The 25,835-nt window shown below is 62.2% G+C and carries 17 protein-coding genes; 2 read left to right on the top strand and 15 right to left on the bottom strand.

The genetic code is table 11. The annotated features are described in order from the left end of the window. Positions 1–263 precede the first annotated feature (263 nt). Both ACR9ZN_RS25885 and ACR9ZN_RS25880 read right to left on the bottom strand, forming a co-directional pair. Positions 264–1,481, bottom strand: coding sequence for an MFS transporter (locus ACR9ZN_RS25885; protein WP_481273529.1), 1,218 nt, complete (start codon positions 1,479–1,481; stop codon positions 264–266). Between the two features lie 215 nt (positions 1,482–1,696). Continuing rightward, the gene (locus ACR9ZN_RS25880; protein WP_454812044.1) at positions 1,697–2,488 is read right to left on the bottom strand and encodes a TrmH family RNA methyltransferase; all 792 of its coding nucleotides are present in this window, start codon (positions 2,486–2,488) and stop codon (positions 1,697–1,699) included. Between the two features lie 110 nt (positions 2,489–2,598). Between ACR9ZN_RS25880 and ACR9ZN_RS25875 the strand changes: the two genes are divergently transcribed. Beyond that, positions 2,599–3,456, top strand: coding sequence for a methyltransferase domain-containing protein (locus tag ACR9ZN_RS25875; RefSeq protein WP_454812042.1), 858 nt, complete (start codon positions 2,599–2,601; stop codon positions 3,454–3,456). Between the two features lie 25 nt (positions 3,457–3,481). Here the strand turns inward: ACR9ZN_RS25875 and mutT are convergent, their stop codons facing one another. The 3 genes from mutT to ACR9ZN_RS25860 all read right to left on the bottom strand — a co-directional run bounded on the left by mutT (position 3,482) and on the right by ACR9ZN_RS25860 (position 6,362). Further along, entirely contained in the window at positions 3,482–3,925 is a 444-nt protein-coding gene (mutT, locus tag ACR9ZN_RS25870; RefSeq protein ID WP_454812041.1) for an 8-oxo-dGTP diphosphatase MutT, read from the bottom strand. Continuing rightward, positions 3,922–5,160 carry a bifunctional glutamate N-acetyltransferase/amino-acid acetyltransferase ArgJ gene (argJ, locus tag ACR9ZN_RS25865; protein WP_454812040.1) on the bottom strand — a complete coding sequence of 413 codons (1,239 nt, stop codon included), beginning with the start codon at positions 5,158–5,160 and terminating at the stop codon, positions 3,922–3,924. The genes mutT and argJ overlap by 4 nt, the downstream gene beginning before the upstream one ends. Positions 5,161–5,369: 209 nt before the next feature. Next, positions 5,370–6,362 (bottom strand): peptidylprolyl isomerase, encoded by a 993-nt coding sequence (locus tag ACR9ZN_RS25860; protein WP_481273528.1) that lies wholly within the window; start codon positions 6,360–6,362, stop codon positions 5,370–5,372. Positions 6,363–7,007: 645 nt separating this feature from the next. Between ACR9ZN_RS25860 and secA the strand changes: the two genes are divergently transcribed. Further along, positions 7,008–9,827 carry a preprotein translocase subunit SecA gene (gene secA / locus ACR9ZN_RS25855; RefSeq protein WP_481273527.1) on the top strand — a complete coding sequence of 940 codons (2,820 nt, stop codon included), beginning with the start codon at positions 7,008–7,010 and terminating at the stop codon, positions 9,825–9,827. Positions 9,828–10,010: 183 nt separating this feature from the next. Here the strand turns inward: secA and ACR9ZN_RS25850 are convergent, their stop codons facing one another. The 10 genes from ACR9ZN_RS25850 to ACR9ZN_RS25805 form a co-directional block, all read right to left on the bottom strand. Continuing rightward, on the bottom strand, positions 10,011–10,742 hold the full coding sequence (locus ACR9ZN_RS25850; protein WP_481273526.1) for a TfuA-like protein: 732 nt from the start codon (positions 10,740–10,742) through the stop codon (positions 10,011–10,013). Further along, on the bottom strand, positions 10,739–12,010 hold the full coding sequence (locus ACR9ZN_RS25845; protein ID WP_481273525.1) for a YcaO-like family protein: 1,272 nt from the start codon (positions 12,008–12,010) through the stop codon (positions 10,739–10,741). The genes ACR9ZN_RS25850 and ACR9ZN_RS25845 overlap by 4 nt, the downstream gene beginning before the upstream one ends. Further along, entirely contained in the window at positions 12,010–12,627 is a 618-nt protein-coding gene (locus ACR9ZN_RS25840; protein ID WP_454812032.1) for a hypothetical protein, read from the bottom strand. The genes ACR9ZN_RS25845 and ACR9ZN_RS25840 overlap by 1 nt, the downstream gene beginning before the upstream one ends. Before the next feature lie 171 nt (positions 12,628–12,798). Next, positions 12,799–14,766, bottom strand: coding sequence for a BTAD domain-containing putative transcriptional regulator (locus ACR9ZN_RS25835; protein ID WP_454812031.1), 1,968 nt, complete (start codon positions 14,764–14,766; stop codon positions 12,799–12,801). 566 nt (positions 14,767–15,332) lie between these two features. After that, a complete protein-coding gene (locus ACR9ZN_RS25830) occupies positions 15,333–16,499 on the bottom strand; it encodes a YcaO-like family protein (RefSeq protein ID WP_454812029.1) in 1,167 nt (388 codons plus the stop codon). Positions 16,500–16,541: 42 nt separating this feature from the next. After that, positions 16,542–17,168 carry an FMN-binding negative transcriptional regulator gene (locus ACR9ZN_RS25825; RefSeq protein ID WP_454812027.1) on the bottom strand — a complete coding sequence of 209 codons (627 nt, stop codon included), beginning with the start codon at positions 17,166–17,168 and terminating at the stop codon, positions 16,542–16,544. A gap of 53 nt (positions 17,169–17,221) precedes the next feature. Beyond that, the gene (locus ACR9ZN_RS25820; RefSeq protein WP_454812025.1) at positions 17,222–17,674 is read right to left on the bottom strand and encodes a hypothetical protein; all 453 of its coding nucleotides are present in this window, start codon (positions 17,672–17,674) and stop codon (positions 17,222–17,224) included. Between the two features lie 73 nt (positions 17,675–17,747). Beyond that, on the bottom strand, positions 17,748–19,718 hold the full coding sequence (locus ACR9ZN_RS25815; protein ID WP_454812023.1) for a BTAD domain-containing putative transcriptional regulator: 1,971 nt from the start codon (positions 19,716–19,718) through the stop codon (positions 17,748–17,750). Between the two features lie 507 nt (positions 19,719–20,225). Further along, positions 20,226–22,193 (bottom strand): BTAD domain-containing putative transcriptional regulator, encoded by a 1,968-nt coding sequence (locus ACR9ZN_RS25810; RefSeq protein ID WP_434959267.1) that lies wholly within the window; start codon positions 22,191–22,193, stop codon positions 20,226–20,228. A 412-nt stretch (positions 22,194–22,605) separates the two neighbouring features. Then, positions 22,606–25,830 (bottom strand): efflux RND transporter permease subunit, encoded by a 3,225-nt coding sequence (locus tag ACR9ZN_RS25805; protein ID WP_481273524.1) that lies wholly within the window; start codon positions 25,828–25,830, stop codon positions 22,606–22,608. Between the last annotated feature and the right edge of the window lie 5 nt (positions 25,831–25,835).

Here is a 25,835-nt window from a genome sequence, read left to right as displayed (position 1 = left end):
GTTTTTCGGCGCCTCGAGCCTGACGGTCAGCCGGCGCGGTAGAGGGCAACCGTGGCATGTACGCCGCGTGCGACGTGCCGGCTGATATCCTCCAGGTGGCGGCATAGACATGGCCAGACCCGCGCAGAGCCTATTGGAGGACGATGCCGTTTCTGCCCGATCCGGGTTTCGTCTACCGGATCTCGGTCGGCTTGGCTTTCGAGCCGATATCCCTCGGCCCGTCCGCAGCGTCCGGGTAACGCGCGGCGGATGCTTGGATTTGTTTAGGATTCCGCCAAGCGCGGCGCAATGTCATGGCGCCTCAAGACAAACAACGCCAACGCCACCAACGCCACGCAGCCATGAACCCAATAGGCTAAACCATAGCCGCCCAAATCGGTGAGCCAACCGGCAACGACGTTGCTAAGCGAAGCCCCGATGCCCTGCACGGTCATGACGGCAGCAAGACCGACATTGAAGCGGCCGGTACCAGAGAGAATGCGTTCTGCGGCGATGGGCGTGGCAATACCGATCAGGCCGGCCCCCACGCCGTCGAGAAACTGTACGGGAAAGACGAAAGCAAAGGATGGGAAAGTTCCCGCAATCGCACCGCGGACCGGCAAGGCTGCTAAGGCAACGATGAATACGGTGGCCAAGCCGAACCGTCTAATCAGCCAGGGTGCCATCAACGCCATGCCGATCATCGATAGTTGGGAAACACCCGTCGTGATTGCGGTGGTCCTGAAGGGTGTGCCGAGTTGAATGGAGAAAGCCTGGGCAATCAGGCGGCTGATGGGTGCGTTCCCAAAATGAAAGATCATCAACACCAGGCTGAGCAAGATCAGGCCCTTGCTGCTGGCCAGCACTGAAAATCCGGAAGGTGCCTCCGATCCCTCGTGATGCGCCAGCCCGCGCGCGACCTGATGGTCGATCAGCTTCGGATCGATGGCCAGGGTCGCGGCAATCGTGGCAAAGGCGGCAAACAGCATGAGCCCGATGACGCCTTGGAGGCCGAACAGAAGCGTTCCCGCATAAATCGCCGCCAGGGAGGCAACGTTCCCCGTGTGGTTCCAGAACTCGTTTCGGGACACCTGACGGGGAAATCGTTCTTCCCCGACAAGCCCAAGCGTCAGGCCCATGAGCGCGGGGCCAATGATCGCGCCGACGACGGCCGTCGCGGATTGTCCCCCGAAGACCGAAAAGCCATTGGGGGTGGCCAGCGTCCATAGAGCCATCATCGTCACGAGGATAACGGGCAGGATGATCAATGTACGCTTGTAGGCCGATGCATCGACAAGCGCACCGAACAGAGGCGTTGTCATCATTCCCAACACGCCGCCGATCGTCGCGATCACACCGAGCGTGAATGGCTCCCACCCGCGCGTTGCGAGAAATCCGTCGAGAAAGGGCCCCAAGCCATCGCGAGCATCGGCGAGGAAAAAGTTCAAGATCGACAGGGCAATGAGGGAGTGACGAAACTCGGAGGAGGGAGTGGACGTCACGGCGGCTCCTGGAATCAAGTCTTTCAACAACGCGCCGTACAGAGAGCCAGGCGAGGAGACGAGGGGATTGCGCCAGCCCACCTCGTGCTTGGCAAATATAGGATCGGAGAGGCATGCGAAATGCAATTGCTTTCGAACCCGCCTCGAGATGAGGCGCCGCGTTTCGAAGAACGGATATCCCTTCCGTCTCTTTCCTGCCTCACCGACGCGTTCCCTCATCGCGCCAGGTGATGCAGCACGATGCCGCTGGTGGTGGCGACATTGAGGGAGTCGAAGCCACCCCTCATCTCGATGCGGATGGTTCGCAGCCGGCTGAGAACACGTTCGGGCAGGCCCGGCCCTTCCGCGCCGAACAGCACGGCCTGCCGCCCGGCGGGCTCGATGTCAGCGAGGCGCTCCCTGCCGGCGGGGCTGGTGGCCAGCACCTCGAAGCCAGCCGCCAGCAGGGCGTTGCAGAGATCACCGATATCACCCGCCTGGGCGAAGGGCGTGAGCAGCGCCGCACCGGCCGAAACCCGGATGGCCTTGCGATAGAGCGGGTCGCAGGAGGCACCGTCGATCAGCACGCCATCGAGACCGAAAGCAGCGGCATTGCGGAAGATGCCGCCCATGTTGTCATGATTGGCGATGGCGGAAAGACCGACGAACAGGGCCGTCTCCGGCGCCGAAGACAGCAGCGTGTCGACCGCGAGCCCCTCGCCCCTCAATCCTATCGCCAGGATGCCGCGATGCATGGGAAAGCCGGCAATGCTGTCGAGAACAGCACGTGAGGCGATGTAGACGGGGATCCCCGCCGCCACCTGCGCAAGAAGGCCGGCCAGCGGCTCGGCTCGATTCTCCGCGATCAGGATGGATTCGATGGCAAAGCGTCCCAGGGTAAGCGCGGTGTGCAGCACCACTTCACCCTCGATGACGAAACGCCCGCCCCGGCCCTTGAGGTCGCGCTCGCGAATGTCGCGATAGGCCTCGATGCGGGAATCGGAGGGATCGTCGATGGCAAGAAGCATAGGCTGGCATCCGAAGAAACAGTATGGCTGGGACCGGACGGGACGTCCGCCGTCCCAGCCATGGCGTCTTATCCGGATAGACGCATGCGACTGATGAAAAGCAAGGTCGAATGTCCTACATAGCGGGCATGACCACGCCTCTCCTGTTCGACCCCCACGCGCTGGCCCTGCATCGACGCCGCGCCGCGACCGCCCCGGCCGACTTCCTGCTGCGCCATGTCGCCGACGATATGGCCGATCGCCTCGCCGTGGTGCTCAGGCCGTTCGAACAGGCGGCAGAGATCGGCCCGAATTCGCCCGCGCTGGCTCAGGCGCTGCGTCCGCGGCTCGCCGCCAATTGGCAGGAGGTCGCCATCGGAGACGAGGTGCTGCACCTTCCGCCCGAAAGCATCGATCTCGCCCTGTCGGCGCTCGCCCTGCAATTCGTCAACGATCTGCCGGGGATGCTGAGCCAGATCCGGCGCACCCTCCGCCCGGACGGGCTTCTGCTGGCCGCGCTCATCGGCGGCTCCACGCTCAACGAATTAAGGGCCGCCTTTTCGGAAGCCGAACTGGAGACGGAGGGAGGCATCTCGCCCCGCGTCGCCCCCTTTGCCGACGTGCGCGACATGGGCGGCCTCCTGCAGCGCGCGGGCTTCGCGCTTCCTGTCACCGACAGCGAGACACTCACCGTGCGCTACGACAATGCCTTCGCCTTGATGGCCGATCTCAGGGCGATGGGTGCGACCAATATGCTGGCCCAGCGCCGCAAGGCCTTCACCCGCCGCGCCACCATGCTGCGCATGGCGGAGATCTACGGTGAGCGCTTCTCCGATTCGGACGGGCGCATCCGCGCGACCTTCGAGATCATCTGGATCTCCGGCTGGGCGCCTCATGCAGGCCAGCAAAAACCGCTGAAGCCGGGTTCAGCCAAGACCCGCCTCGCCGACGCTCTGGGCGTGAAGGAATTCGGCGAAAAGGACGTCTGAGCATCTTGGCCTCGCGAGATCGAACCTACCTCGCCGGGATCATGTCGATCAGCATCGGGATCAGCGGCTCGTCGGCGGGCGGCATGGGATAGTCGCGCAGCTTCCTCGGCAGCACCCATTTCACCGCCTGGCCCTCGCGTCCATGCGGCGTGCCCTTCCAGCGCCGGCAGATCCACAGCGGCATCAGCAGGGTGAAATCCTCATAGCTATGGCTGGCAAAGGTGAGCGGAGCCAGGCACGGCTCTTCCACCTCGATGCCGAGTTCCTCGTGGAGCTCGCGGATGAGGCTTTCCTCGGGCCGCTCGCCGGGCTCGAGCTTGCCGCCCGGGAACTCCCACAGGCCCGCCAAGGCCTTGCCTTCGGGGCGCTGCGAGATCAGCACGCGCCCGTCGGCATCGACGAGGGCGCAGGCGGCGACGAGCAGAAGGCGCCGAGATACGAGAGGATTGGGCACGGGAGAATTGGTCACGAGCGGTAATCGCCATTGATGGCGACATATTCCTTGGTAAGGTCGCAGGTATAGACCCGGTCACTGGCCTCGCCGAGGCCGATATCGACTCCGATGGTGATCGCCTGCCCCTTCATATAGGCGGAGACCGCTTCCTCGTCATAGGACGGGTCGCGCTCGCCGTCGGCGGCGACGCGGATGTCGCCGAACCAGATGGCGAGCCGGTCGCGATCGGCTTCCTCGCCCGCCTTGCCCACCGCCATCACCACGCGGCCCCAATTGGCGTCTTCACCGGCTACCGCCGTCTTGACCAGGGGTGAATTGGCGATCGACATTCCGATGCGCCTTGCCGCCTGCTTGCTGGTAGCGCCGCGCACTTCGACGGTGACGAATTTGCGTGCGCCCTCGCCGTCCCGCGCCACCTGCTGTGCCAAGTCGAGCAGCACGCCGTCGAGCGCCTTGGCGAAACCAGCCAGGCGCGGGTCTGCGGCATCGGTCACGGGCGCGCCGCCGGCCTTGCCGGTGGCGAACAGCAGGAGCGTGTCGGAGGTGGAGGTGTCGCTGTCAACGGTGACCGCGTTGAAGCTGTCGACGACGCCCTTGGACAGAAGGCCCTGCAGCACGTTCCTGGCGATCGGCGCGTCGGTGAAGACGAAGGAGAGCATGGTTGCCATGTCGGGCGCGATCATGCCGGCGCCCTTGGCGATGCCGTTGATCGTCACCGTGGTGTCGCCGAAATCGACGCTGGCGGTCGCCCCCTTGGGAAAGGTGTCGGTGGTCATGATGGCGCGGCCGGCATCCTCGAAGGCACCGGGCGAGACGCGGTCGGCGGTCTCGACCAGCACGCCCCTGAACTTACCGGCATCGAGCGGTTCGCCGATCACGCCGGTGGAGGCGAGGTAGACTTCGCTCGGCCGGCAGCCAGCCGCCTCGGCGGCGAGTTCTGCCGTGAGCGCCACCGCTTCGGCGCCCTTCTTGCCGGTGAAGGCGTTGGCATTGCCGGAATTGACCACCAGGGCCCGGGCGCTGCCATCCCCGAGCGCGGCGCGGCACCAGTCGACCGGCGCCGAGGGGCATTTGGAGCGGGTGAACACACCGGCGGCCTGCGTGCCCTCGTCCATCAGGACAAGCAGCACGTCGGTGCGGCCCTTATAGCGGATACCGGCTTCGGCCGTGGCCATCCGGACCCCCGCTACCGGCGGAAGGTCGGGAAAACGAGCGGGAGCAAGCGGGGACAGCGGCGCGGCCTTGGCCATGGTGTTCCTCGAAAGAAGGTGTGCCGGTTGTCAGATCGGCATCGATAGAGCTGATGCTGTGATTGGCTCAGCCTTTGTCATTGCCGGGCTTGACCCGGCAATCCAATCCTCTCGAGGCGAAAACGCCGGAAGGGTGGATGCCCGGATCAAGCCCGGGCATGACAAAGGCTGGCGCCTTTTCATTATCGGTCCGGTACCGCAGGACCGACTTACTGAGCCGGAGCAGCCGGGGCCGGCGTGGCCGGAGCGGGAGCTTGCGCTGGGTCATCCGCACCGGGGAGCTGCATGCTCCCGTCCGCGGGATCAGCCGGTGCCGCAGGCGGCTGCACGATCTTGGCGGCGGCGCGCAGCTTGGCGAAGACTTCCTGCTGCGTCTTCTGGGTCAAATAGTCAGTGATCTGCTGCTTGACGCGATCGAGAGCCGGCGGTGCCTGCGGGCGGCGCTCTTCGAGCTTGATGATGTGATAGCCGAACTGGCTCTTCACAGGCTGGGAGACCTCGCCAGGCTTCATGCCGAAGGCGGCCTCGGCGAATTCCTTGACCATGCGGTCCTTGGTGAACCAGCCGAGATCCCCACCCTGCTCGGCCGAGCCCGGATCCTTGGAGACTTCCTTGGCGACCTTGGCAAAATCCTCGCCTGCCTTCAGCCGCGCCTCGACCTTCTTGGCATCGTCCTCGTTCGCCACCAGGATGTGGCGGGCATGCACTTCGTCCTGGGCCGGGATCAGCTTGACCTGCTCGTCATAGGCCTTCTTGATCGCGTCCTCGGTCACGCCTTCCTTGACGGCCTTGGCGACCAGGGCGTCGATCAGGATGCGCTGGCGGTAGAAGGCAAGCTTCTTCTGCACCTCGGCTTCATCAAGCACCTTCTGCTGTTCAGCCGCATTGGCGGCCACGCGCAGATTGATGGCGGCATTGATGATGATCTCCTGACGCTTGGCCGGCGAGAGCTGGGGAGACAGGCTCGGCCCGATCTCCTGCTCCACGGCGTTGAGGTCGTCCTGGGTGATGGGCTGGCCGTCCACGCTGATGGTCGGGGTCGCCTGCGCGGCAGGAGTCGCGGGAGCAGATTGGGCTGCCGGAGCCGGGGCGGCGGCAGGCTTCGCCGCGTCTTCAGCGTAGGAAGGCGCGGCAGCGAAGGCCAGGAAGGCAACGCTGGCGAGCAGGGTCGCGGCTGGACGCGCGCGGCGAAGTGACATCATGGGCAGGTTCCTCGAGAGCGGGGGCTGACCCGGAAACCGTCAGGCTCCGGACGGACGCTGTTTCGGCAACAGGCCCGCATTGCTCCTGATCCCGGGACGAACGCCTTCGCAGCGCTGATAGGACAGGAGAAAAGCAAGGTCAATGTCGCCGAATGGCCAGCGCTTCGCTCGCCTTTTAGGAAGGGCTGTCGTCAAAACTGTGACGGCGGAGCCTCGTATGTCACGAATGCCTCCCCGCGGAGGCATCTTGCCGCATTATTACGGATTTTTCAGCCGAATGTCCGTATCAAGGGGTGTCGTAGACCCTATGGTCGATTGACACCCCAAACCCCAATACTTAAGTGAGTCCGGCTGACGGGCTCTCGAACCACGGCTCGGCATTAGGACCATCGGTTCACAGAATTCATAAGGCAGCCTGATTCCCGCTGTACCGGTTTGCCCCAAGTTTCCGTATCGGGGGCATGCCGTCATGCTGGTGCCATCGCGCACGGCTGATGGAGGCGGGTTGCCTCACACCGAACATCGCCCGGGCGGTGTCCGGCTTCCGTTCCCCGGCTTTCGCGGCCGGGGTTGACACAATGGCCGAAGCCCCCTCTTCGGTCGGGTATCATGCCGCCGCGAGGCGCGAAGATTTGAAGGCCCTCTATGTTCGGCTCGCTCGCCAAGAAATTGTTCGGTTCCTCCAATGACCGTCGGCTGAAAGCCTACAATCCGAAAGTAGCCGCCATTGCGGCGCTCGAACCGGAAATCGCGGCGCTGTCCGACGAAGCCCTGCGCGCCCGCACCGACGAATTCAAGGCTCAACTCGCCGCCGGCAAGACGCTCGACGACATCCTGGTGCCCGCCTTCGCCACCGTGCGCGAGGCGGCCAAGCGCGTGCTCGGCCAGCGACATTTCGACACCCAGCTCATCGGCGGCATGGTGCTGCATGAGGGTGCCATCGCCGAAATGAAGACGGGCGAAGGCAAGACCCTGGTGGCAACCGCCCCGGTCTACCTCAACGCCCTCGCGGGCAAGGGAGTGCATGTCGTTACCGTCAACGACTATCTCGCCAGCCGTGACTCCGAATGGATGGGCCGGGTCTATAATTTCCTGGGCCTGACCACCGGCGTGATCGTACACGGCCTCACCGACGAGGAACGCCACGCGGCCTATGCCTGCGACATCACCTACGGCACCAACAACGAGTTCGGCTTCGACTATCTGCGCGACAACATGAAGTACGACATGGCGCAGATGGTGCAGCGCGGCCATGCCTATGCCATCGTCGACGAAGTCGACTCCATCCTGGTGGACGAGGCCCGCACGCCGCTGATCATCTCCGGCCCGCTGGAGGATCGCCCCGAGCTCTACCAGACCATCGACGCGCTGATGCCTGAGCTCGACAAGGACGACTACGAGCTCGACGAGAAGCAGCGCACCGTCAGCCTCACCGAGAAGGGCAACGAACGCGTCGAGCAGATGCTGACAGGTTCCGGCATGCTGCGCGAGGGCTCGTTGTATGACGCGGCCAACGTCACCATCGTCCATCACGTCAACCAGGCCCTGCGCGCCCACAAGCTGTTCACCCGCGACAAGGACTATATCGTCCGCAACAACGAAGTGGTGATCATCGACGAATTCACCGGCCGCATGATGCCGGGCCGGCGCTATTCGGAAGGCCTGCACCAGGCACTCGAAGCCAAGGAGCGGGTGCAGATCCAGCCCGAGAACCAGACCCTGGCCTCGATCACCTTCCAGAACTATTTCCGCCTCTATGCCAAGCTCGCCGGCATGACCGGCACCGCCGCCACCGAGGCGGACGAGTTCATGGACATCTACAATCTCGAAGTGATCGAGATTCCGACCAACCGGCCGGTGCAGCGCATCGACGACGATGACGAGGTCTACCGGACGGTTGACGAGAAATACAAGGCGATCGTGCGCCTGATCGAGGAATGCCGCCAGCGCGGCCAGCCCCTCCTGGTCGGTACCACCTCGATCGAAAAGTCCGAGACGCTGGCTGCCTATCTCGTCGGGCAAGGCTACAAGCAGCGCGACTTCTCCGATCCGAACGCCTTCGCCTCGCTCTATGATGGCGACCAGGGCACGGCCGAGGAGAAGGTCTTCGCCGTGCTGAACGCCCGCTACCACGAGCAGGAAGCGTTCATCGTCAGCCAGGCCGGCGTGCCCGGCGCCATCACCATCGCCACCAACATGGCCGGCCGCGGCACCGACATCCAGCTCGGCGGCAATGCCGACATGCGCATCAAGGTCGAGCTCGCCGACCTGGCCGAGGGAGCCGAACGCGAAGCGGCGGAGGTGCGGATCAAGGATCAGGTCGCCCGGCTGAAGGAGAAGGCCCTCGCCGCCGGCGGCCTCTACATCATCGGCACCGAGCGCCATGAGAGCCGTCGCATCGACAACCAGTTGCGCGGCCGCTCCGGCCGCCAGGGCGACCCCGGCCATTCGCGCTTCTTCCTGTCACTGCAGGACGATTTGATGCGCATCTTCGGTTCGGAGCGCATGGACGGCATGCTGCAGAAGCTCGGCCTCAAGGAGGACGAGGCGATCGTGCATCCCTGGATCAACCGCGCGCTCGAAAAGGCGCAGCAGAAGGTCGAGGCGCGCAATTTCGACATCCGCAAGAACATCCTGAAATACGACAACGTGCTCAACGATCAGCGCAAGGAGATCTTCGAGCATCGTCGCGAGCTGATGGCGCAGGACTCCGTCGGCGAGACCATCGCCGATTTCCGCCATCTCGTCATCGACGAGCTGGTGCGGGCCCATGTGCCCGAGAACGCCTATCCCGAGCAGTGGGACACCGATGGCCTGCACAAGGCGGTGAACGACGTGCTCAGCCTCGACCTGCCGATCTCCGACTGGGCCAAGGAAGAAGGTATTGCCGACGAGGAGCTGACCCATCGCATCACCGAGGCGGCCGACAAGCATGCCGCCGAGCGGGCCGCCGGCTTCGGCGACGAGGTAACGCGCCAGGTCGAAAAGGCCGTGCTCCTGCAGACCCTCGACAATCTGTGGCGCGACCACATCGTCACGCTCGACCATCTGCGCCAGGTCATCGGCTTCCGTGCGATGGCTCAGCGCGACCCTCTGATCGAGTACAAGTCCGAAGGCTACCAGCTCTTCTCCGATCTGATGAACCGCTGGCGCGAGGACGTTACCCGTACCATGTTCCGCCTGCAGGTGATGCAGCAGCCGGAAGAACCGACCCTGCCGCAGATGTTCGGCCAGCATATCGACCCGCTCACCGGCGAGGACGAGTTCGCCATGGCCGGCTCCGGCTTCCCGCCGGCCCAGCTGAGTTCGCCTTTCCCTGTAGCGGACAGTCCGGCGCAACGCATCGTGGCGCCGGAGGACCGCAACCCCGACGATCCCTCGACCTGGGGCCGAGTCGGCCGTAACGAGGCCTGCCCCTGCGGCTCGGGCAAGAAGTACAAGCACTGCCACGGGCAGCTCGCGTAGGCACGCGTTGAAACCCCTCATCCCCCTGCCGGGACCTTCTCCCGCAAGGGGAGAAGGGATTAAAATCGGATATGTGGAAGCGGTGAAAGCGATCTCCTGGGCATCGGGCCAAGCCGAACGAATTCCCTTCTCCCCTTGCGGGAGAAGGTGGCGGCAGCCGGATGAGGGGATGTTCCCGGGTGCTCAGCCCGCCTCTTCCTCCAGCCTGCCCTCCACCCGCTGGCGCAGCACGGCAAAGAAGCCCGATTGCGCCAGGGTGAAATTCGGCTTGGCGAACGGCTTACCGGCATCGGCCCGCATGCGGGCAAGCAGAGCGAGGGCATCGGCCTGTTTCTGGCTGACGGCGTGGTGCTCCAGCACCGCCTCCATTGTGGCGGCATCGGGAAGCCCCGACAGGGCTACCACATCCGGCCAGGTGCGTTCCTTGAAATGGATGCGCCGCGCCGCGGCCAACAATGCCTCGGAGCTCGCAGCTGGCAGCGCACCAGCCTCGACGGCGACCTCCAGCGTCGCCTCGACATCGACCAAGGCTATGCTGAGCGGCGCATAGCCGAACTCGGCCGGCGCATGCGCCACACCGACATCGGCATCCGCCACCCGTCGCCCGCTCGCATAATCCTCGAAGATACGACCGATGCCGATCATGCCGAAAGCAGCGCATTCGGCGCCCCGCAACGCGCCCATCGAGGCGGCGCCATAGACCGGGATGCCCTCGCTGAGGGCGTAGAGGATCTCCTTGTGCCAGACCGAAGGCGCGTGATCGAACACGCCATCGACCAGGCCGATGGCATCGGCGCCCGTCATCGCCGCCGCCAGCACGTCGCCGCAGCCCGCAGGCGGGCGCACCGTGAAACCAGCGAGCAAAGCGGGATCGATGCCGTGAAGACTGGGGCCAGTGAAGAGGATGGTGGTCATGGACGGACCTTTTTGGCGGCGCCTGAGGATAGGCCGGTTTCCGCCCATCTGGGAATCAGGTCGTTGACGCCGACGGATGCGACCTCCCCCTCCATATGGGCACCCAATCCCGGTGCCAGGATTCTCACCACATGGGCAAGGGGAGAGGGAGAGGGCAGGTCGAACAGAAAGACATCCTCGCACCCGGCCTGCGCCATTGCCTCCAGCGTCAGGCTGAGTCGCTCGGCATCGGAAAGGTCGCTCCGAGCGGGATATCGTCCGGCCAGGAACGACAGCGTCACTGCCTCTTCCCTTGGCAAGGGCACGATGCTGCTCCCGCCGCAATACTGCGATGGGTCCATGTCATCGCGAGCGCCGGCTATGTTGGTCAGGCGCGACTGCACGGCCTCCAGCAGCGCCGCCAGCATGGCCTCCCCAGCGTCAAGACGGCAGGCATAGCCGCCCGACAACCGCTCCCCTGCTCCCTGTTCGTCCAGGACAGGCCTGCTTATCACGGCACCGACGACGGGAAGGTCCACCTTGCCCCTGACACAATAGAAATGAGGAACCAGGCCTGCGGCGGACACCTTGCCGATGGCCTCGTCGAGCCCGGCATGCACGCCGGGCTGCCACAACAACTGCCGTGCGAAGACGCTGGAAAGGCCGAAGAGTTCCACCGATAGTGTGGCATCCCTTTCGATGGCTTCGAAGAGGGCTCGGGTAGCGGCGAACTCGAATGTCCGTCCTGCGGCAAGGCCGGTGGAGGCTACGGTAAAAGCCCGGTAGTCCCAGGGAAATCCCACCCGGGTGTCAAGGCCGATCAGTTCATAGGGCGCATAGATGTCGGTCCCGGATCGCTGATGGATTCCTCGAACCCAGGCGCGTTGGCGCCCAGGATCGAAAAGGGCGTATTTGCAGCGCGACAATTTCTCGAGCGGCACGAGGTTGTGCCCACGTGATACCATCTCCATCGCCGTTGCAAATTCGGAGACCAGCTCCCGCGTCTGCTCGGCAACAGCTCCCTCGATCGACTCCATGATGGCACCGATCCGTGCCTGCTCATGCGTCAGGCCCTTGCCCTGGCTGACCGACAGGGCCCGGGAATTGGGCCGCGTCGCAAACCAGACGGGAATGCCGACGATATCCAGCCCGGTGATGTCACCGCAGCGTGTTATTCGGAAGGGCGCCAGCAAGGACAGGGGAAACAGGGAAGTGCGATCAGCTGTTTTCCCTGGATCCGCTGGGAGCAACTCCCCTCGTTCGAGGGGATGGTGCAGTTGATCGGGCATTACGGACCGGCATCGTCCGACAAGACTGCATTCTGTAGCGCATCACCGTCCGAGCCGATCAACTGCCGCAGCGCCGCCTCGACCGGGGAATAGATGCCCGCATTCGACTGAATGGTCGTCTGTATGCCAGCATGGGGCTGTATGCCGGCCTGGTTGGCGATACCAGCCTGGGACTGCACGCCAGCTTGAGACTGCACGCCAGCTTGGGATTGTACTCCGGCTTGGGATTGTACCCCGGCCTGGGTTTGAACGCCGGCTTGGGTTTGAATGCCTGCCTGGCTCTGGATTCCCGCATGCAACTGGCCGTTGGCATCCGTGAAAATATCGGTTCCGAACGCAAAATCGACTTCAGACAGCCGCACGCCGGCGGCCACGAGAGCCTCGATACCCTGCGCGCTGCTCGGATCGATCCCACTTCCCGATCCGGTCGGCGCACGGCAGTCCGCCATTAACCGCCACAGGGCCGCAACGACTTTCGCATAACCGTCGCTCGACGTAGCCTGGCTATATTTCACAATCTCATCGTGAGTAATCTCGACCACGCGCAACGGACTCATCTTGATGAGTACAATGCCGGCGCCTCGATTTCCGATGACAAACATCCGCTCGGTAGACATATCCCCTCCTGTTCCTTTCCAATAGACAGAGACTCTCGACTGTGATTCAATTCATGGGATTTTATTTCACAATAATCGAGAATCTCTACGCGTTGAAAATACAATGCACGAAGGAATCATTTATATCTTAATATTTGAAATAAAATTTAGACGATTTTTGATATACAAAAATCAATCCAAGCCAGCTATTCTTAATCCTTCAGCGCATAGATTGATATCTTCATTGCGCCGATCGGGCGCGAGACGAGCCATCTCGAGCGCTGTAGCGCCGGGATACATTTCACTCAGCTTTCTTCCATATTGGCGCGCCACGTCCACATTGCCCATGAGGCCGTGACACATCGCCAGAACACGCAACACGGCATCTTCGCTGCTCATGTTCTTGCAAAGTTCGATCCCCGTGGCGAAGTCCCTGCGTCGGATCGCGATGGTGCAGCCGAACCACCAGTAGTAGTCCGGTGGAAACGGGTTGAGCTCCAACGCCCGCTGGAACCGCTCCCATCCGGTGTCGGCAAAGCCGAGATGCGACAAGGCGTCGGCATGGTGGGACAGGAGATCTGCTGAATGCGGATTCAGCGCCTCCGCGACCAGGAATTTCTCGGCCGCAAAGTCGAAATCGCGCTGATAGAGGGCGACGACCGCCGCCATCCAATGGCCCTCGCCGATGCCACCATCAATGGCGAGCGCCGTTTCGGCCTCATGGCGAGCCTGATGCAGGAGATAGGGGTCGTTTCCTCCCAGCATCAGCCATTCGAGCTGCAGAGTCTGAGCGATACGGGCATGGGCCGGCGCAAAAGAGCGATCTTCGGCAATGGCTTGCTTGAACTCCGACCGGGCCCGGCGCAGCTTCGGCAGGTCGCAATTCTTCAGGCGAGTCTGGCCCTCCAGATAATGCCGATAGGCGTTCGGCTTCGGGTCGGCCCTCATCCGGTCGAGTTGATCTCGCTCGATCTCGCTGGCAAGCGTGGACGAGATTTGCCGCGTAATGCGCCTGAAAGTGGAAGGCAGCTTGTCCAGACCGACCGGGTATTCCGCTGCCCAGATGATCTCGTCACCGGGCTGCCGCGTCAATCTCAAGGCCATATGCTCGCCATCCGGGAGTATGAAGCCTGAAATGAGATAGCCGCTCCTCAGCGCTGCCAGCCGCTCTACGTCCGGTGAATCCGCAACCTCGAAACTGCTATGGGGTGCAATCACCGCGAAGGTTCGATGACGCGACAGATCATTGGCCACATCTTCGATAAGGGCACGGTGCAGATAATGGAGCTGATCTCCTGCCAACGCCTTCGGAGGAAACAAGGCAACCCTCGGCAGACCAACCAAGCTGCGCGTTGCCGAAATCTCCCGGCCTGCGTCACCGAGTATCTCGCTGGACCGGTCCGACACCACTTGCAGCCGCGCTCGCGGGGCGTTCGCCAGAATACGGCGCATCGCCGCCACGGTCTCGGCACGTGGTTCGCTGTCCAGTTCCTCCTTCAAAACAGAAACGAGCGCCGCATAAGTACGGTTCACCGCGTCGAAATTGCCGTTTCGTCCATAGGCCTCGATCAGCGCCCGGAAACTTTCCTCACGCTCGGGCTCCAGGGCCAGCATGCGCTCCCCGATGGCATCGATCTCGCGTTCCGGGGCTCGGCCGAAACGGGTCATTTCGAACAAGACATCGGCCGCGAGGCTGAGCACGAGGCGGCGAAAGCGCTCGCGCTCACTGCGGAACCATTGCGCCAGTTCCCCACCACCGGTGTCGATGGTATCGAGCAGGTCCCCTCTTGCCAGCAGGACAGCCCGCACCCGTTCGGCGAGCACGGCGGATTTCTGCAAGGTGAGGATGCTCGCCAGATCGGAGCCCTGCGCGCTGGGACCCGCCACCAGATGGGAACCACTGGTCTCGATCAGGGGCTCATCATAGGGCCAGCACCTGTGAATGCGCACCAATAGCTGCCGCAGATTGGTCAGCGCCTTTTCTTCGGGCGCATCGTCCCAGAGCAAGGCAGCCACGGCCTGGCGGCTCATTCGGCCGCTGCCAGCAAGCAGCAGCATGGTGATGAGAATGTAGCCCTTGGCCGGAAACACCCCCTCGGTCGGCCTGGCCATATGAGGCACGCCAACCAGACGAACGATCATGTCCCGCTCAGCATCCATTCGTCGATTCCCAGTTCCCTTCGCATGGTCGACGGACGAGAACCGCGCCCGCATTCCAACAAGGCCTGGCACTATCGATCCGAACAACGCCGGCTCGCGATCGAGGGAAACTCGCGCGAGCACCGCCAAGTTCGTGAACCGTGGCGACACTGTGTTACAAAATCTATTCAAGTCAATGAATTGGCCGGGAATCGGCGACTCAAGTCACACCGGCGTCACAGCGTCCATCGCGATTTAAAAGTATAAATTTAGTAAATAATATAAAAATCTTTACGTAAACTATAAACTAATTCAGGTAATTCTTTAATTATACATCGTTGTATAAATTAATTTTCAAGATATACAAAAATTATCTGCAAAATAACGAAATAAATACTTTAATATTACAATGATTTGAGGAGTTGTTGCCTGAGGTTTTCTGGAGACATATTGCCAATTTTTCGATGAACTGTAGAAATCCACCATTTTGATGGCATCCGCCAAATTCGGGAACCATTCTACGAAAAACACCCATTTTCTTCTGCAGCCCGGATCACTGTGTCGGCCATAGCACATCGCCCTTACGATCACGCAACCGCTCCGATCAGGTCTTCCAAGCTGATGTCGGACACCCCGTCTTCCACGAAGGTCTTCAACCCAGGCACCAAAGCACGCACGACATGCACGCCTTCGACCGGGCCAGGGAGGTCGAAAAGATAGATTTCCGCATGACCGGCCGTGCCGAGCTTGCCGGCGACGATGTCGAGCTGCGCGGTATGAGGCAGTTCCTCTGCCTTTAACAGGGGGGCCTGGCGATGGCGCGCGGCAAATTCGGCCAGGGAGGGCGCTCGAGGATCCGGCAGCGGCAGCGCACCATCCCGCGTTTCATAGAAATCCGGCTCCAGATCATCACGGGCTCCGGCAATATTGGTGAGCCGCGACTGCACCGCCTCCAGCAATGCCGCCAAGGCGGCGGCCCCGGCATCGAGCCGGCAAGCCTCTCCGCCGGAAAAGCGCTCACCACCACCTTCCTCTTCGAGCACCGGCCGCGTGATCACGGCACTGACCACCGGCAGGCCGATGCGGTTGGACTTGTCGAAGAAGCGCGGCTCCAGCCCGGCGGAGCGCACCCTGTCGACAGCTTCGTCCAGCCCCGGGTGTACGCCGGCGTGCATGCGCAATTGGCGTGACGTGCCTTCGAGATGGCCGAAAGCATCGGACAAGGTGGTCGCATCATGTTCCACCAATTCCAGCAGGGCGGCCAAGGCGGCAAACGCGAAATCCGGTCCGGCGGCAAGTCCCACCGAGCTGATATGGAAGGCATCGCGATCCCAGGGGAGTTCCTCGCGCATGTCGAGCCCGATGAGTTCATAGGGCGCGAAGACAACCTCCCCGCTGCCATGGACAACACCGCGCACCCAGGCGCGCTGCATCCCCTCATCATAGGCATCGGCCCGGAAGCGTGCGAGGCCCTCCAGCGGCACCAGGCGCCGGCCCCGGGCCGTCATCTCCTCCGGCGTGCCGAATTCGGCGATCAAGAGCTTGGTCTGCTCGGCGACAGCCCCCTCCACCGCCTCCATGATGGCGGAGATGCGCGCCTGTTCATGGCTCAATCCCTTGCCCTGGCTGACGGCCACGGAACGGGCATTGGGCCTGGTGGCGGACCAGACGGGAATGCCGATGATGTCGAGATCGGTAAGATCGCTCGCCCGCGTAATGCCGAAGGGGGCAAGAGGAGGGCCCTGGGAATGCATCGCAGGCTTCATGGTTGATGTGGGCATCGATCGTTGTGCTGGCTATTCGACTGCCTTCATCATCAGCTCCGCCATGACCGTCTCGCTCTCGGCCGTCAGCCCCTCGATGACGCTGTTGCGATAGGCTTCCGGTCGGTTCTGGCTGAGTTTCCATTTCCCTTCGATGCGGGTAATGGCGATTTCCAGCCCGATAATACCCTTGATTTGCCCGTTCATGAAGGAGGCAGGCGCACTCTCGGCCTGCCAGGGTTGCGGCCGCCTGGTTTCGACCAGATTGGTCAAAGCGGTGACGTGCTCGCGCAGCCATCTCGGGTTTTCCGTCGTCCTTAGCCGGCCATGCACATGCACCGTGACATAATTCCAGGTCGGCACCGCCTTGCCGCCCTCCACCTTGGCGGTGTACCAGCTCGGCGTGATGTAGTGCATCGGTCCCTGGAAGACCGCCAGCGCTTCATAGGCGGGGTCGTGATCGACGGCCATGTTGTTGTTGCGATTGATATGAGCCCGCAACACCCCCTTACGCCCCTTGTCTGCCACAAGGAACAAGGGAAGATGATTGGCTGCCAGGCGCCCATGCTCATTGGTGACGACCATCGCAAACGGATGATCGCGTATCAAGGCATGGAGCACCTCCGGGCGCTCTTCCCGGAAATATCGAGGATTATACATGGCTAAAGCCTCATATTTCCACAGAGCCGAACCAAAAACGTTATTCCGTAGAATCAGCAAACAAAATCGTCGGAATTTCTATCGTCCAGCAGAACGGCATCTTGAAGATTATGGCCATTCCTTTGCGTGAGATAGCATAGGGCCATTTTTAAGGTGAGGTTTTTACCCCTGACGGCTTCGATTGCCGTCGCCGACATATTCGTACCGAATGCAAATTCCAGATTGGTCAAACTCGCGCCAGCCTCGGCGAGCGAAGCGATACCGACGATATTCTCGGGGTCCAAGCTCGTACCAACGCCATGGGCGGCCTTATGATCCGCTATGACCCGCCAGCACAATGCGGCAACGGCGGCATAGCCGTCACACTTGTTTTCCTTCCCGTAACGGCGGACTTCCTTGTCTGGAATCCTCACGATACGGATGGGACTCATTTTGATAAGGAAGATTCCGACGCCCCTATCGCCAAGAATATATATGTGATCTCGATCTCTCTTTATTCCAGCCATGCCATCCCCTCTCGAACAAGGTTATAGTTTTCAATTTATCTTATTCTAAAGTTAAGAAGAAGCATCTTGCAAACTAGGTTATTCCAGCCACTCTAAGTCCACGAACAATGATATCCTTCATGTTTCCTTTCTTGTCTGGTGTAAGAGTTACAACATCTGATGCGGCTATGCCAGGATACATGTCCTTCAAACGCGCTCCATAGCTCCTGGCGATTTCCTTATTGCCGAGATTGCCATGACATATTGCAAGTATCCTCAAGACGGACTGATCGTTCTCCATTTTGCTGCACATGTCGATCGCTCCATCGAAGTCCTCGCGAAAATAAGCGATCGTGGCTCCGCCCCACCAATAGCGGTCGGGCGGGAACGGGTTGAGCTCGATTGCGCGCTGAAACCTCTGCCAGCCCGCATCCGGATCACCCAGATGCGCCAGGGTATCGCCATGCGATTCCAACAGGTCGGCCGAATTCGGATTGAGTGTTTCAGCCTCCAGGAACTGCTCAGCCGCCTTGTCATAGTCGCGCTGGTGCAGCGCAATCACCGCCGACATCCAATGACCGACGCTGTTGCCTGCATCGATGCTGATTGCCGCTTCGGCTTCGCGACGGGCCTGCATCAAGAGTGAAGGATCGTTCGCTCCCAGCATCAGCCACTCCAGCTGCAGCGCATTGGAGACCGCGCCCCGTGCGGCAGCGAAATCCATATCTGCGGCCGCCGCCTTCTGAAACTCCACTCTCGCGCGCCGCAGACCCGGCAGGTCGCAATTCTTGAACAGGAGATGCCCTTCGAGATAGTGCCGATAGGCAAGCGGCTTGGGATCCGCCCGCAGGCGATCGAGCTGGTCCCGCTCGATTTCACTCGCCAGTGTCTTCGCGATCCGATGCGAAATCATGCGGAAAGCGACGACCAAGTCCTCCAGTCCCACCTGATATTCCGCCGCCCAGATGATCTCGTCGCCGGGATTGCGGGTCAGCCGCAGGGCCATCTTCTGGCTCCCGGGCACCAGAAAGCCGGTGACGAGATAGCCCGAGCGCAGGGCGGCCAGCCTTTCACGGTCCCCGGTATCGGCTACACCGAAACTGCTGTGAGGCGCGGTCACCGCAAAGGTGGCGTGACGCGACAGATCATTGGCGATGTCCTCGATCAGCATGCGATAGAGGGGATGCAGGACTTCGCCCGGCCGCGGCTGCGGCGGAAACAGGGAAACACGCGGCAGGCCCAGTAGATTGCGCAACGCCGGTGGCGGCGGCGCGATCTGGCCGATCGTCCCCAACACCTCGGGTTCGGCAATGACCTGCAGCCGGGGACGAGGCGCGTTTGCCAGGATACGCCGCATCGTGGCCACCGTTTCCGGTCTGGGTTCGATGCCCAGTTCCTTGCGCAACGTCTTTTTCAGATCGTCGAAGACACGGCTGGCCTCCTCGACATCCCCGATCCGCCCATAGGCTTCCATCAGCGCGCGGAAACTTTCCTCCCGCTCCGGCTCCAGCACCAGCATGCGCTCACCGATCTCGTCGATGTCGCTCTTCTTGGCGCGGGCGAACTGTGTCATCTCCATGAGCACGTCGCCGGCCAGTGCCAGGACTTGGCGGCGAAAGCGTTCGCGCTCGCTCCGGAACCATTGCGACAGGTCGGGACCGCCACTATCGAGCGTGTCGAGCAGGTCTCCCCTTACCAGCCGGACGACGGCGACGCGCTCGGCCAGGACCTGAGATTTGCGGCGTGCCATGATCTGGGCGAGGTCGCAGTACCTGACACCAGGCCCGGCCATCAGATTGGAGCCTTCCACTTCGATCAGCGGCTCGTCCAGCGGCCAGAACCTGTTGATGCGGGCCAGCAATTGCCGGAGATTGGTGAGGGCCTTTTCCTCGGGTGCATCGTCCCACAGCAGCGCGGCAATCGTCTGCCGGCTCATCCGCCGACTGCCGCCGAGCAACAATATGGCGATGAGAACATAGCCCTTGCCCGGAAACACGCCCTCCATCGGTTTGGCCACATGCGGCACGCCCACCAGATGAAGAACAATGTCGTCCTCAGAGTCCATCCGACTATCCTCGCCCCGGGAGTCCGGCCCGGCATCCTGTGCATGCCGCCACCACTTGCCAGATCCCCGCCGTTCCCATCACAGATCTCATGGCTCGGGATGAGAACCTTCGGGCCATGCCCGACATATGCGTTGTATATACTACTTGTTCGTCAAACACATCGAAGTCAACAAGCTCAACTTATTTCCGTGTCAGACTTCACGTCCGAGTCACAGAGAAACGGCATCATAAATATCACATCGCATTCGATCAGGAAGTTCATTTGGAAAATGACGACGGACCGCCTCCATCATACGAATCTCCTCAATTACGTGACTAATCTCAAAAATCAAAAGTCAAACTCAAATCACATCTAAAAATAAAACAATCGAACAAAGCTCGAAACAGGAAAATATCGAGCTTCATGCGATGACAATACATTTAAGGAAGGTGACGGTCCGGAACTTCGCGCGCGCGTCAGCCCAGCTGATCTCTTCTTGAATCCAAGCCGTCGGCCAGTTCGTTCCTCAGGAAAGCCCGGCGAGGCGCAGGCCCTGAGCGCAGAACTCAATATCCTCCTGGCGGCGATCCGGCGCCAGCCTGGCGAGGTCCAGGGCGGACATGCCCGGATAAGTATCCATGACACGCCGCCCATAGTGGCGGGCCATTACGGAGTCACCGACGAAGCCATGGCACATCGCCAGCACCCGCATGGCCGATTCGTCATTCTCCATCCGTGCGCACAGCTCGATCGCCTCCTCGAAGCGGCGGCGGCGGATGGCGATGGTTGCGCCGAACCACCAGTAATAGTCCGGCGGGAAAGGATTGAGCTCCAGGGACCGCTGGAAGCGTTCCCAACCCAGTTCCGGCTCGCCAAGGTGGGAAAGCGCATCGGCATGATGAACCAGGAGATCGGCTGAATGCGGATTGAGCGCCTCCGCCTCCATGAATTTCTCAGCGGTATAATCGAAATCATGCTGGTAGAGCGCCACCACGGCCGACATCCAGTGCCCGGTGCCGTGGCCGGGATCGATCGTCATCGCCAGATTGGCTTCCGCGCGGGCCTGGTTGAGCAGGGATGGATCTGTCCCACCCAGCATCAGCCATTCGAGCTGCAAGGTCTGGGCGATGCGGGCACGCGAGGGCGCGAAATCCCCGTCCTCCTCGGTCGCCAGCTTGAACTCGGCACGCGCGCGGCGCAGCCGGGCGAGATCGAAACTGTGCAGCCGGGCCTGGCCTTCGAGATAATGGCAATAGGCAGCCGGCTTGGGATCGGCGCGGGAGCGATCGAGCTGGTCGCGCTCGATCTCGTTGGCAAGGGTGGCGGCGATCTGCCGGGTGATCAGCCGGAAGGAAAGCGCCAGCCGCTCGGGCGAAACCAGATATTCGGCAGCCCAGACGATCTCTTCGTCCGGCTGGCGCGTCAGCCGGAGCGCCATGCGCTCGCTGCCCGGCACCATGAAGCCGGTAATCAGATAGGCGCTGCGCAAGGCGGCCCAACGCCCGGCATCGCCCGCGTCCGCGACACGGAAGCTGCTGTGCGGCGCCAACACGGCGAAGGTACGGTGACGCGACAGATCGTTGGCGACGTCCTCGATCAGGGCCCTATGCAGGGGATCCAGCATGCGGCCCGGTATCGGGCGCGGCGGAAACAGCGCCACACGCGGCAAGCCCGGGAGGCGAGGTGCAGCCGTGCTCGCCAAGACCAGACGCTCGTCGGGCGCATTGCGCGCCTCACCGACCACCTGCACCCGCGGCTGCGGCGCACTGGCGAGGATACGACGCAAAGTGGCGACGGTCTGGGGCCGGGGCTCCGCCCCGAATTCGCGGTGAAGCATGTCGGTCAAGGCGGCATGAACCCGATTCACCGCCGGAATATTGCCGTTCCGGCCATAGGCTTCGATCAGGACGCGATAGCTCTCCTCCCGCTCCGGCTCGAGCGCGAGCATCACCTCGCCGATCAGGTCGATTTCTCGATCGGGCGCGCGACCATAGCGCGTCATCTCCACCAGGACTTCGGTGGCCAAAGCCAACACGACGCGACGGAAGCGTTCACGCTCGCTGCGGAACCATTGCGAAAGTTCGGGACCGCCCGAATCGATGCTATCGAGAAAATCGCCCTTGGCGAGGAGTACGGCCTGCATCTTCTCGGCCAGCACACCCGATTTCGACAGCCGCAGGATCGCGGCAAGATCGCTACGGTCCGCGCCCGGCCCGGCCGCGAGATGGGGGCCGCTGGTTTCCACCAGCGGATCGGCATAGGGCCACATCCGATGGATACGGACGAGAAGCTGACGCAGGTTGGTAAGCGCCTTTTCCTCGGGTGCATCGTCCCAAAGCAGGGCGGCGACAGCCTGGCGGCTCATGCGCAGGTTGCTGGCCAGTAGCAGCATGGCGACAAGCACATAGCCCTTGGCGGGAAACACCCCCTCCCCCGTCACCGTGAGATGGGGAATACCGACCAGGCGAAGGGCTATGAAGGGCTTGTCATCCATCCAGTTCACCACGACCTCGGCGCCTCTCGCGAAGCGCAGCGTTACGAAGTCTCGATGCCGGGGATCATGCGCAAAAGGCCGTACGCAACCGCACGTCAAGATGACGCTGGCGCCAATCTTCCCGTCATCGAGACCCAGGCCGGATGAACTGCCCCAGGCCGACAAAGCTGCCGAGGCCCACGTACATCTGAGTATCGTCAGGGCGAGCCGCGATCATGCCGCGAAACCGCACTGCGAGGCTGAGAATGGGCAACATCGTGTGGCGAGTCAATCAAACGGAGAGAAAAGCCCCTTCGATCGACCAACTCTTACTACCATATTACCTCAAAAGCGATTTGACAGCTTTGTTCTGCCACGCGACGGGCCGACATGTCGGCCCGCCAATGCCGGAGCCATTGGATCGGAGCAGGCCTCAACTGCCTTCCGGCTCGTTCATCGTCGCCGGAATCACTGTCGAGGGCTTGGGCTTCTCACGGAAGAGCATGCGCACGATCAGGCGAATGGTGACGTAGAACACCGGCGTGAGGAAGAGGCCGAGGAAGGTCACTCCACTCATGCCGAAGACGACCGCCGTGCCGATGGCCTGGCGCAGTTCCGAGCCCGGACCGGTGGCGATCATCAGCGGCACGGCGCCGAGGATGAAGGCGAAGGAGGTCATCAGGATCGGCCGCAGGCGCAGCCGGCAGGCCTCGACCACCGCCTGCCAGGGCGTATCGCCATGGTCTTCGCGCTGGCGCGCGAACTCCACGATCAGGATGGCGTTCTTGGCGGCGAGGCCGATCAGCATGACGAAGGAGATCTGCGTCATGATGTTGTTGTCCATCGCCCTGACCCACCACTCGCCGAAGATCGGCAGGCCGCGCGCCATGCCGCCGAGCAGCGCCGCCAGGATGGAAAGTGGCACGATCAGGATGATGGCGAGCGGCAGCGACCAGCTTTCATATTGGGCGGCTAGGAACAGGAAGACGAACAGCACGGCGATGCCGAACACGAAATAGACCGTGTTACCCACCGAGCGCTCCTGGAAGGCGATTTCGGTCCATTCATAGCCGACGCCGGGCGGCAGCGCCTCAGCCGCCGCCTTCTCCATCAGGTCCAGGGCGGTTGAGGAGGACACGCCGGGTATGCTCTCACCGTTGATATAGATGGCCGGATAGAGATTGTGACGCATCACCGTATCGGGGCCGGTGCGCTCCTCGAATGAGACGAGTGAGCCAAGCGGCACAAGCGCGCCGGTGGTGCTGCGCACCTTGAGGCGGACGAGATCTTCCTTGTTGAGGCGGTCGCGGCCCTCGGCCTGGGCATTCACTTGAAAGGCACGACCCAGGCGCGTGAAGTCGTTGACATAGGCCGAACCGACATAGACCTGCATGGCCTCGAAGACGTTGCCGATCGGCACGTTGAGCATGCGCGCCTTGACGCGGTCGACATTGACGAAGAGTTGCGGCCCATTGTTGGATAGCGTCGTGTAGACCTGGGTGAGGCCCGGCGTCTGGTTGGCCTTGCCGATCAGGGCATTGGCCGCCTGCATCAGCGCTTCCGGTCCGACACCGCCGCGATCCTGCACTTGCATCTTAAAGCCCTTGCCCGTGCCGAGGCCCTGAATGGTAGGCGGCTCGATGGCGAAGACGAAACCTTCCTCGATGGCGAAAAGGCGCTTGCGCAGTTCTGCTACGATCGCGGTCGAAGTCTGGCCATGCTCGAGGCGTTCTTCAAACGACTTGTACGGCACGAAGATAGTGGCGGCATTGGACGCCGCCGTGAAGGTCGCTCCGGAGAAGCCGGCAACGCCGATGACATGGCCGACACCGGGAACGTCCTTGGCGATTTGCTGGGCCTTGCGCACAACGGCGTCGGTGCGCTCCAGCGAGGCGCCGTCAGGCAACTGCACCACCACGATGGCGTAGCCCTGATCGGAAGAAGGCACGAAACCTCCCGGTACTTTGGTATAGGTATACCAAGTAGCAACGATAAGGCCGGCATATATGAGCAAGAACAGCGCCTTGTGGCGAGCTGCGAAGCCCACCGTGCCGCCGTAGCCGTGCGACAACTTGTCGAAGCCGCGATTGAAGCCGTTGCCAAGCGCCTTCAGCCAGCGCAGCAGAAAGAAACGGCTCTTGTGATCGGCATCGTGCGGCTTAAGCAGCAGGGCGGCGAGCGCAGGCGACAGGGTCAGTGAGTTGAAGGCCGATATTACGGTGGCGGCCGCGACGGTCACCGCGAACTGTTGGTAAAACAGACCGGATATGCCGGGGATGAAGGCGGTGGGCACGAACACCGCGCACAGCACCAGGGCGATGGCGATCACGGCGCGGCCGACCTCGTCCATGGTGACATGGGCAGCCCGATTGGGCGTCATGCCGTCATGGATGTTACGCTCGACATTCTCCACCACCACGATGGCGTCGTCGACCACGATGCCCACCGCCAGGATCAGGCCGAACAGCGTGAGCATGTTGAGCGAGAAGCCGAGCCCCGCCATCACCGCGAAGGTGCCGATGATCGAGACGGGAATGGCAATGATCGGGATGATCGCCGCCCGCCAGGACTGCAGGAAGACGAAGACGACGATCACCACCAGCACGATCGCCTCGAAGAAAGTCTCGTAGACAGCCTCGATCGAGGCCGAGACGAATTCGGTGGGATTATAGACGATGGAATATTTCAGTCCCGGCGGAAACGCCTTGGCGAGATCGTCCATCTTAGCCTTGACGCGATCGGCGGTGGCCAGCGCGTTGGATCCGGGCCGCTGCAACAGAGCGATGCCCACTGTGGACTGCCCGTCGAGATAGAGATTGGAGCCGTATTGCTTGGCGCCAACCTCGACGCGGGCGACATCCCGCAGCTTCAGCAGGCGGCCGTCCGGTGTCGACTTGATGATCACGTTCCGGAATTGCTCGGCGTCCTGGAAGCGGCCCTGGGTAGTGACCGTGATCTCGCTGGTGGTGTTGTTGGGCGAAGGCTGGGCGCCGAGCGTGCCTCCGGAGACCTGCACGTTCTGTTCGCGCAAGGCCTGCACGACGTCGCCGGCGGTCAGGTCGAAACTGGCCAGGCGGTTCGGATCGAGCCAGACGCGCAGCGAGGGCTCGCGCAGGCCGAAGGCGAAGGTCGAGCCGACGCCGTCGACGCGAGCGAGGATGTCGTTGACGTTGAGGATGGCATAATCGGAGATGCCATAGTCGTTGATAGAATTATCCGGCGAATAGAGCGTGACGATCAGCAGGAAGTCGGAGGAGGACTTGTTGACCGTGATGCCCAGCGCCCGCACCTCGGCCGGGAGGCGCGGCTCGGCAGAGGAGACACGGTTCTGCACCTGCACCTGGGCGATGTCGAGATCGGTGCCCGTAGCGAAGGTGACTGTGATCTGCAGCGAGCCGTCGTTGGTGGCCTGGGATGTCTGGTAGATCATCCCCTCCACGCCGTTGATCGACTGCTCCAGGGGAGCGGCCACCGTTTCGGCGATGGTCTGGGCATTGGCGCCGGGATAGGTGGCGTTGATCACCACGGTCGGTGGGGCGATCTGCGGGAACTGCGCGATCGGCAGTCCGACATAGGAGACGAGCCCGATCACCACCGTGACGATCGAAACGACGGCGGCAAAGATCGGGCGGTCGACGAAGAAATGGCCGAATTTCATGAGTT

This window comes from Labrys sp. HAY1-8F (genome assembly GCF_056754975.1).
This window is presented reverse-complemented; position numbering and strand designations above follow the sequence as displayed.

Coding starts and splice junctions, on each gene's coding strand:
- ACR9ZN_RS25880 (WP_454812044.1), bottom strand. CDS start 2,488: ATGCTTCTTGCCATCGACGATCCCTCCGATTCCCGCATCGAGGCCTAT.
- ACR9ZN_RS25875 (WP_454812042.1), top strand. CDS start 2,599: ATGTCCTACATAGCGGGCATGACCACGCCTCTCCTGTTCGACCCCCAC.
- argJ (WP_454812040.1), bottom strand. CDS start 5,160: ATGGCCAAGGCCGCGCCGCTGTCCCCGCTTGCTCCCGCTCGTTTTCCC.
- ACR9ZN_RS25860 (WP_481273528.1), bottom strand. CDS start 6,362: ATGATGTCACTTCGCCGCGCGCGTCCAGCCGCGACCCTGCTCGCCAGC.
- secA (WP_481273527.1), top strand. CDS start 7,008: ATGTTCGGCTCGCTCGCCAAGAAATTGTTCGGTTCCTCCAATGACCGT.
- ACR9ZN_RS25850 (WP_481273526.1), bottom strand. CDS start 10,742: ATGACCACCATCCTCTTCACTGGCCCCAGTCTTCACGGCATCGATCCC.
- ACR9ZN_RS25845 (WP_481273525.1), bottom strand. CDS start 12,010: ATGCCCGATCAACTGCACCATCCCCTCGAACGAGGGGAGTTGCTCCCA.
- ACR9ZN_RS25840 (WP_454812032.1), bottom strand. CDS start 12,627: ATGTCTACCGAGCGGATGTTTGTCATCGGAAATCGAGGCGCCGGCATT.
- ACR9ZN_RS25835 (WP_454812031.1), bottom strand. CDS start 14,766: ATGGATGCTGAGCGGGACATGATCGTTCGTCTGGTTGGCGTGCCTCAT.
- ACR9ZN_RS25830 (WP_454812029.1), bottom strand. CDS start 16,499: ATGCATTCCCAGGGCCCTCCTCTTGCCCCCTTCGGCATTACGCGGGCG.
- ACR9ZN_RS25825 (WP_454812027.1), bottom strand. CDS start 17,168: ATGTATAATCCTCGATATTTCCGGGAAGAGCGCCCGGAGGTGCTCCAT.
- ACR9ZN_RS25820 (WP_454812025.1), bottom strand. CDS start 17,674: ATGGCTGGAATAAAGAGAGATCGAGATCACATATATATTCTTGGCGAT.
- ACR9ZN_RS25815 (WP_454812023.1), bottom strand. CDS start 19,718: ATGGACTCTGAGGACGACATTGTTCTTCATCTGGTGGGCGTGCCGCAT.
- ACR9ZN_RS25810 (WP_434959267.1), bottom strand. CDS start 22,193: ATGGATGACAAGCCCTTCATAGCCCTTCGCCTGGTCGGTATTCCCCAT.
- ACR9ZN_RS25805 (WP_481273524.1), bottom strand. CDS start 25,830: ATGAAATTCGGCCATTTCTTCGTCGACCGCCCGATCTTTGCCGCCGTC.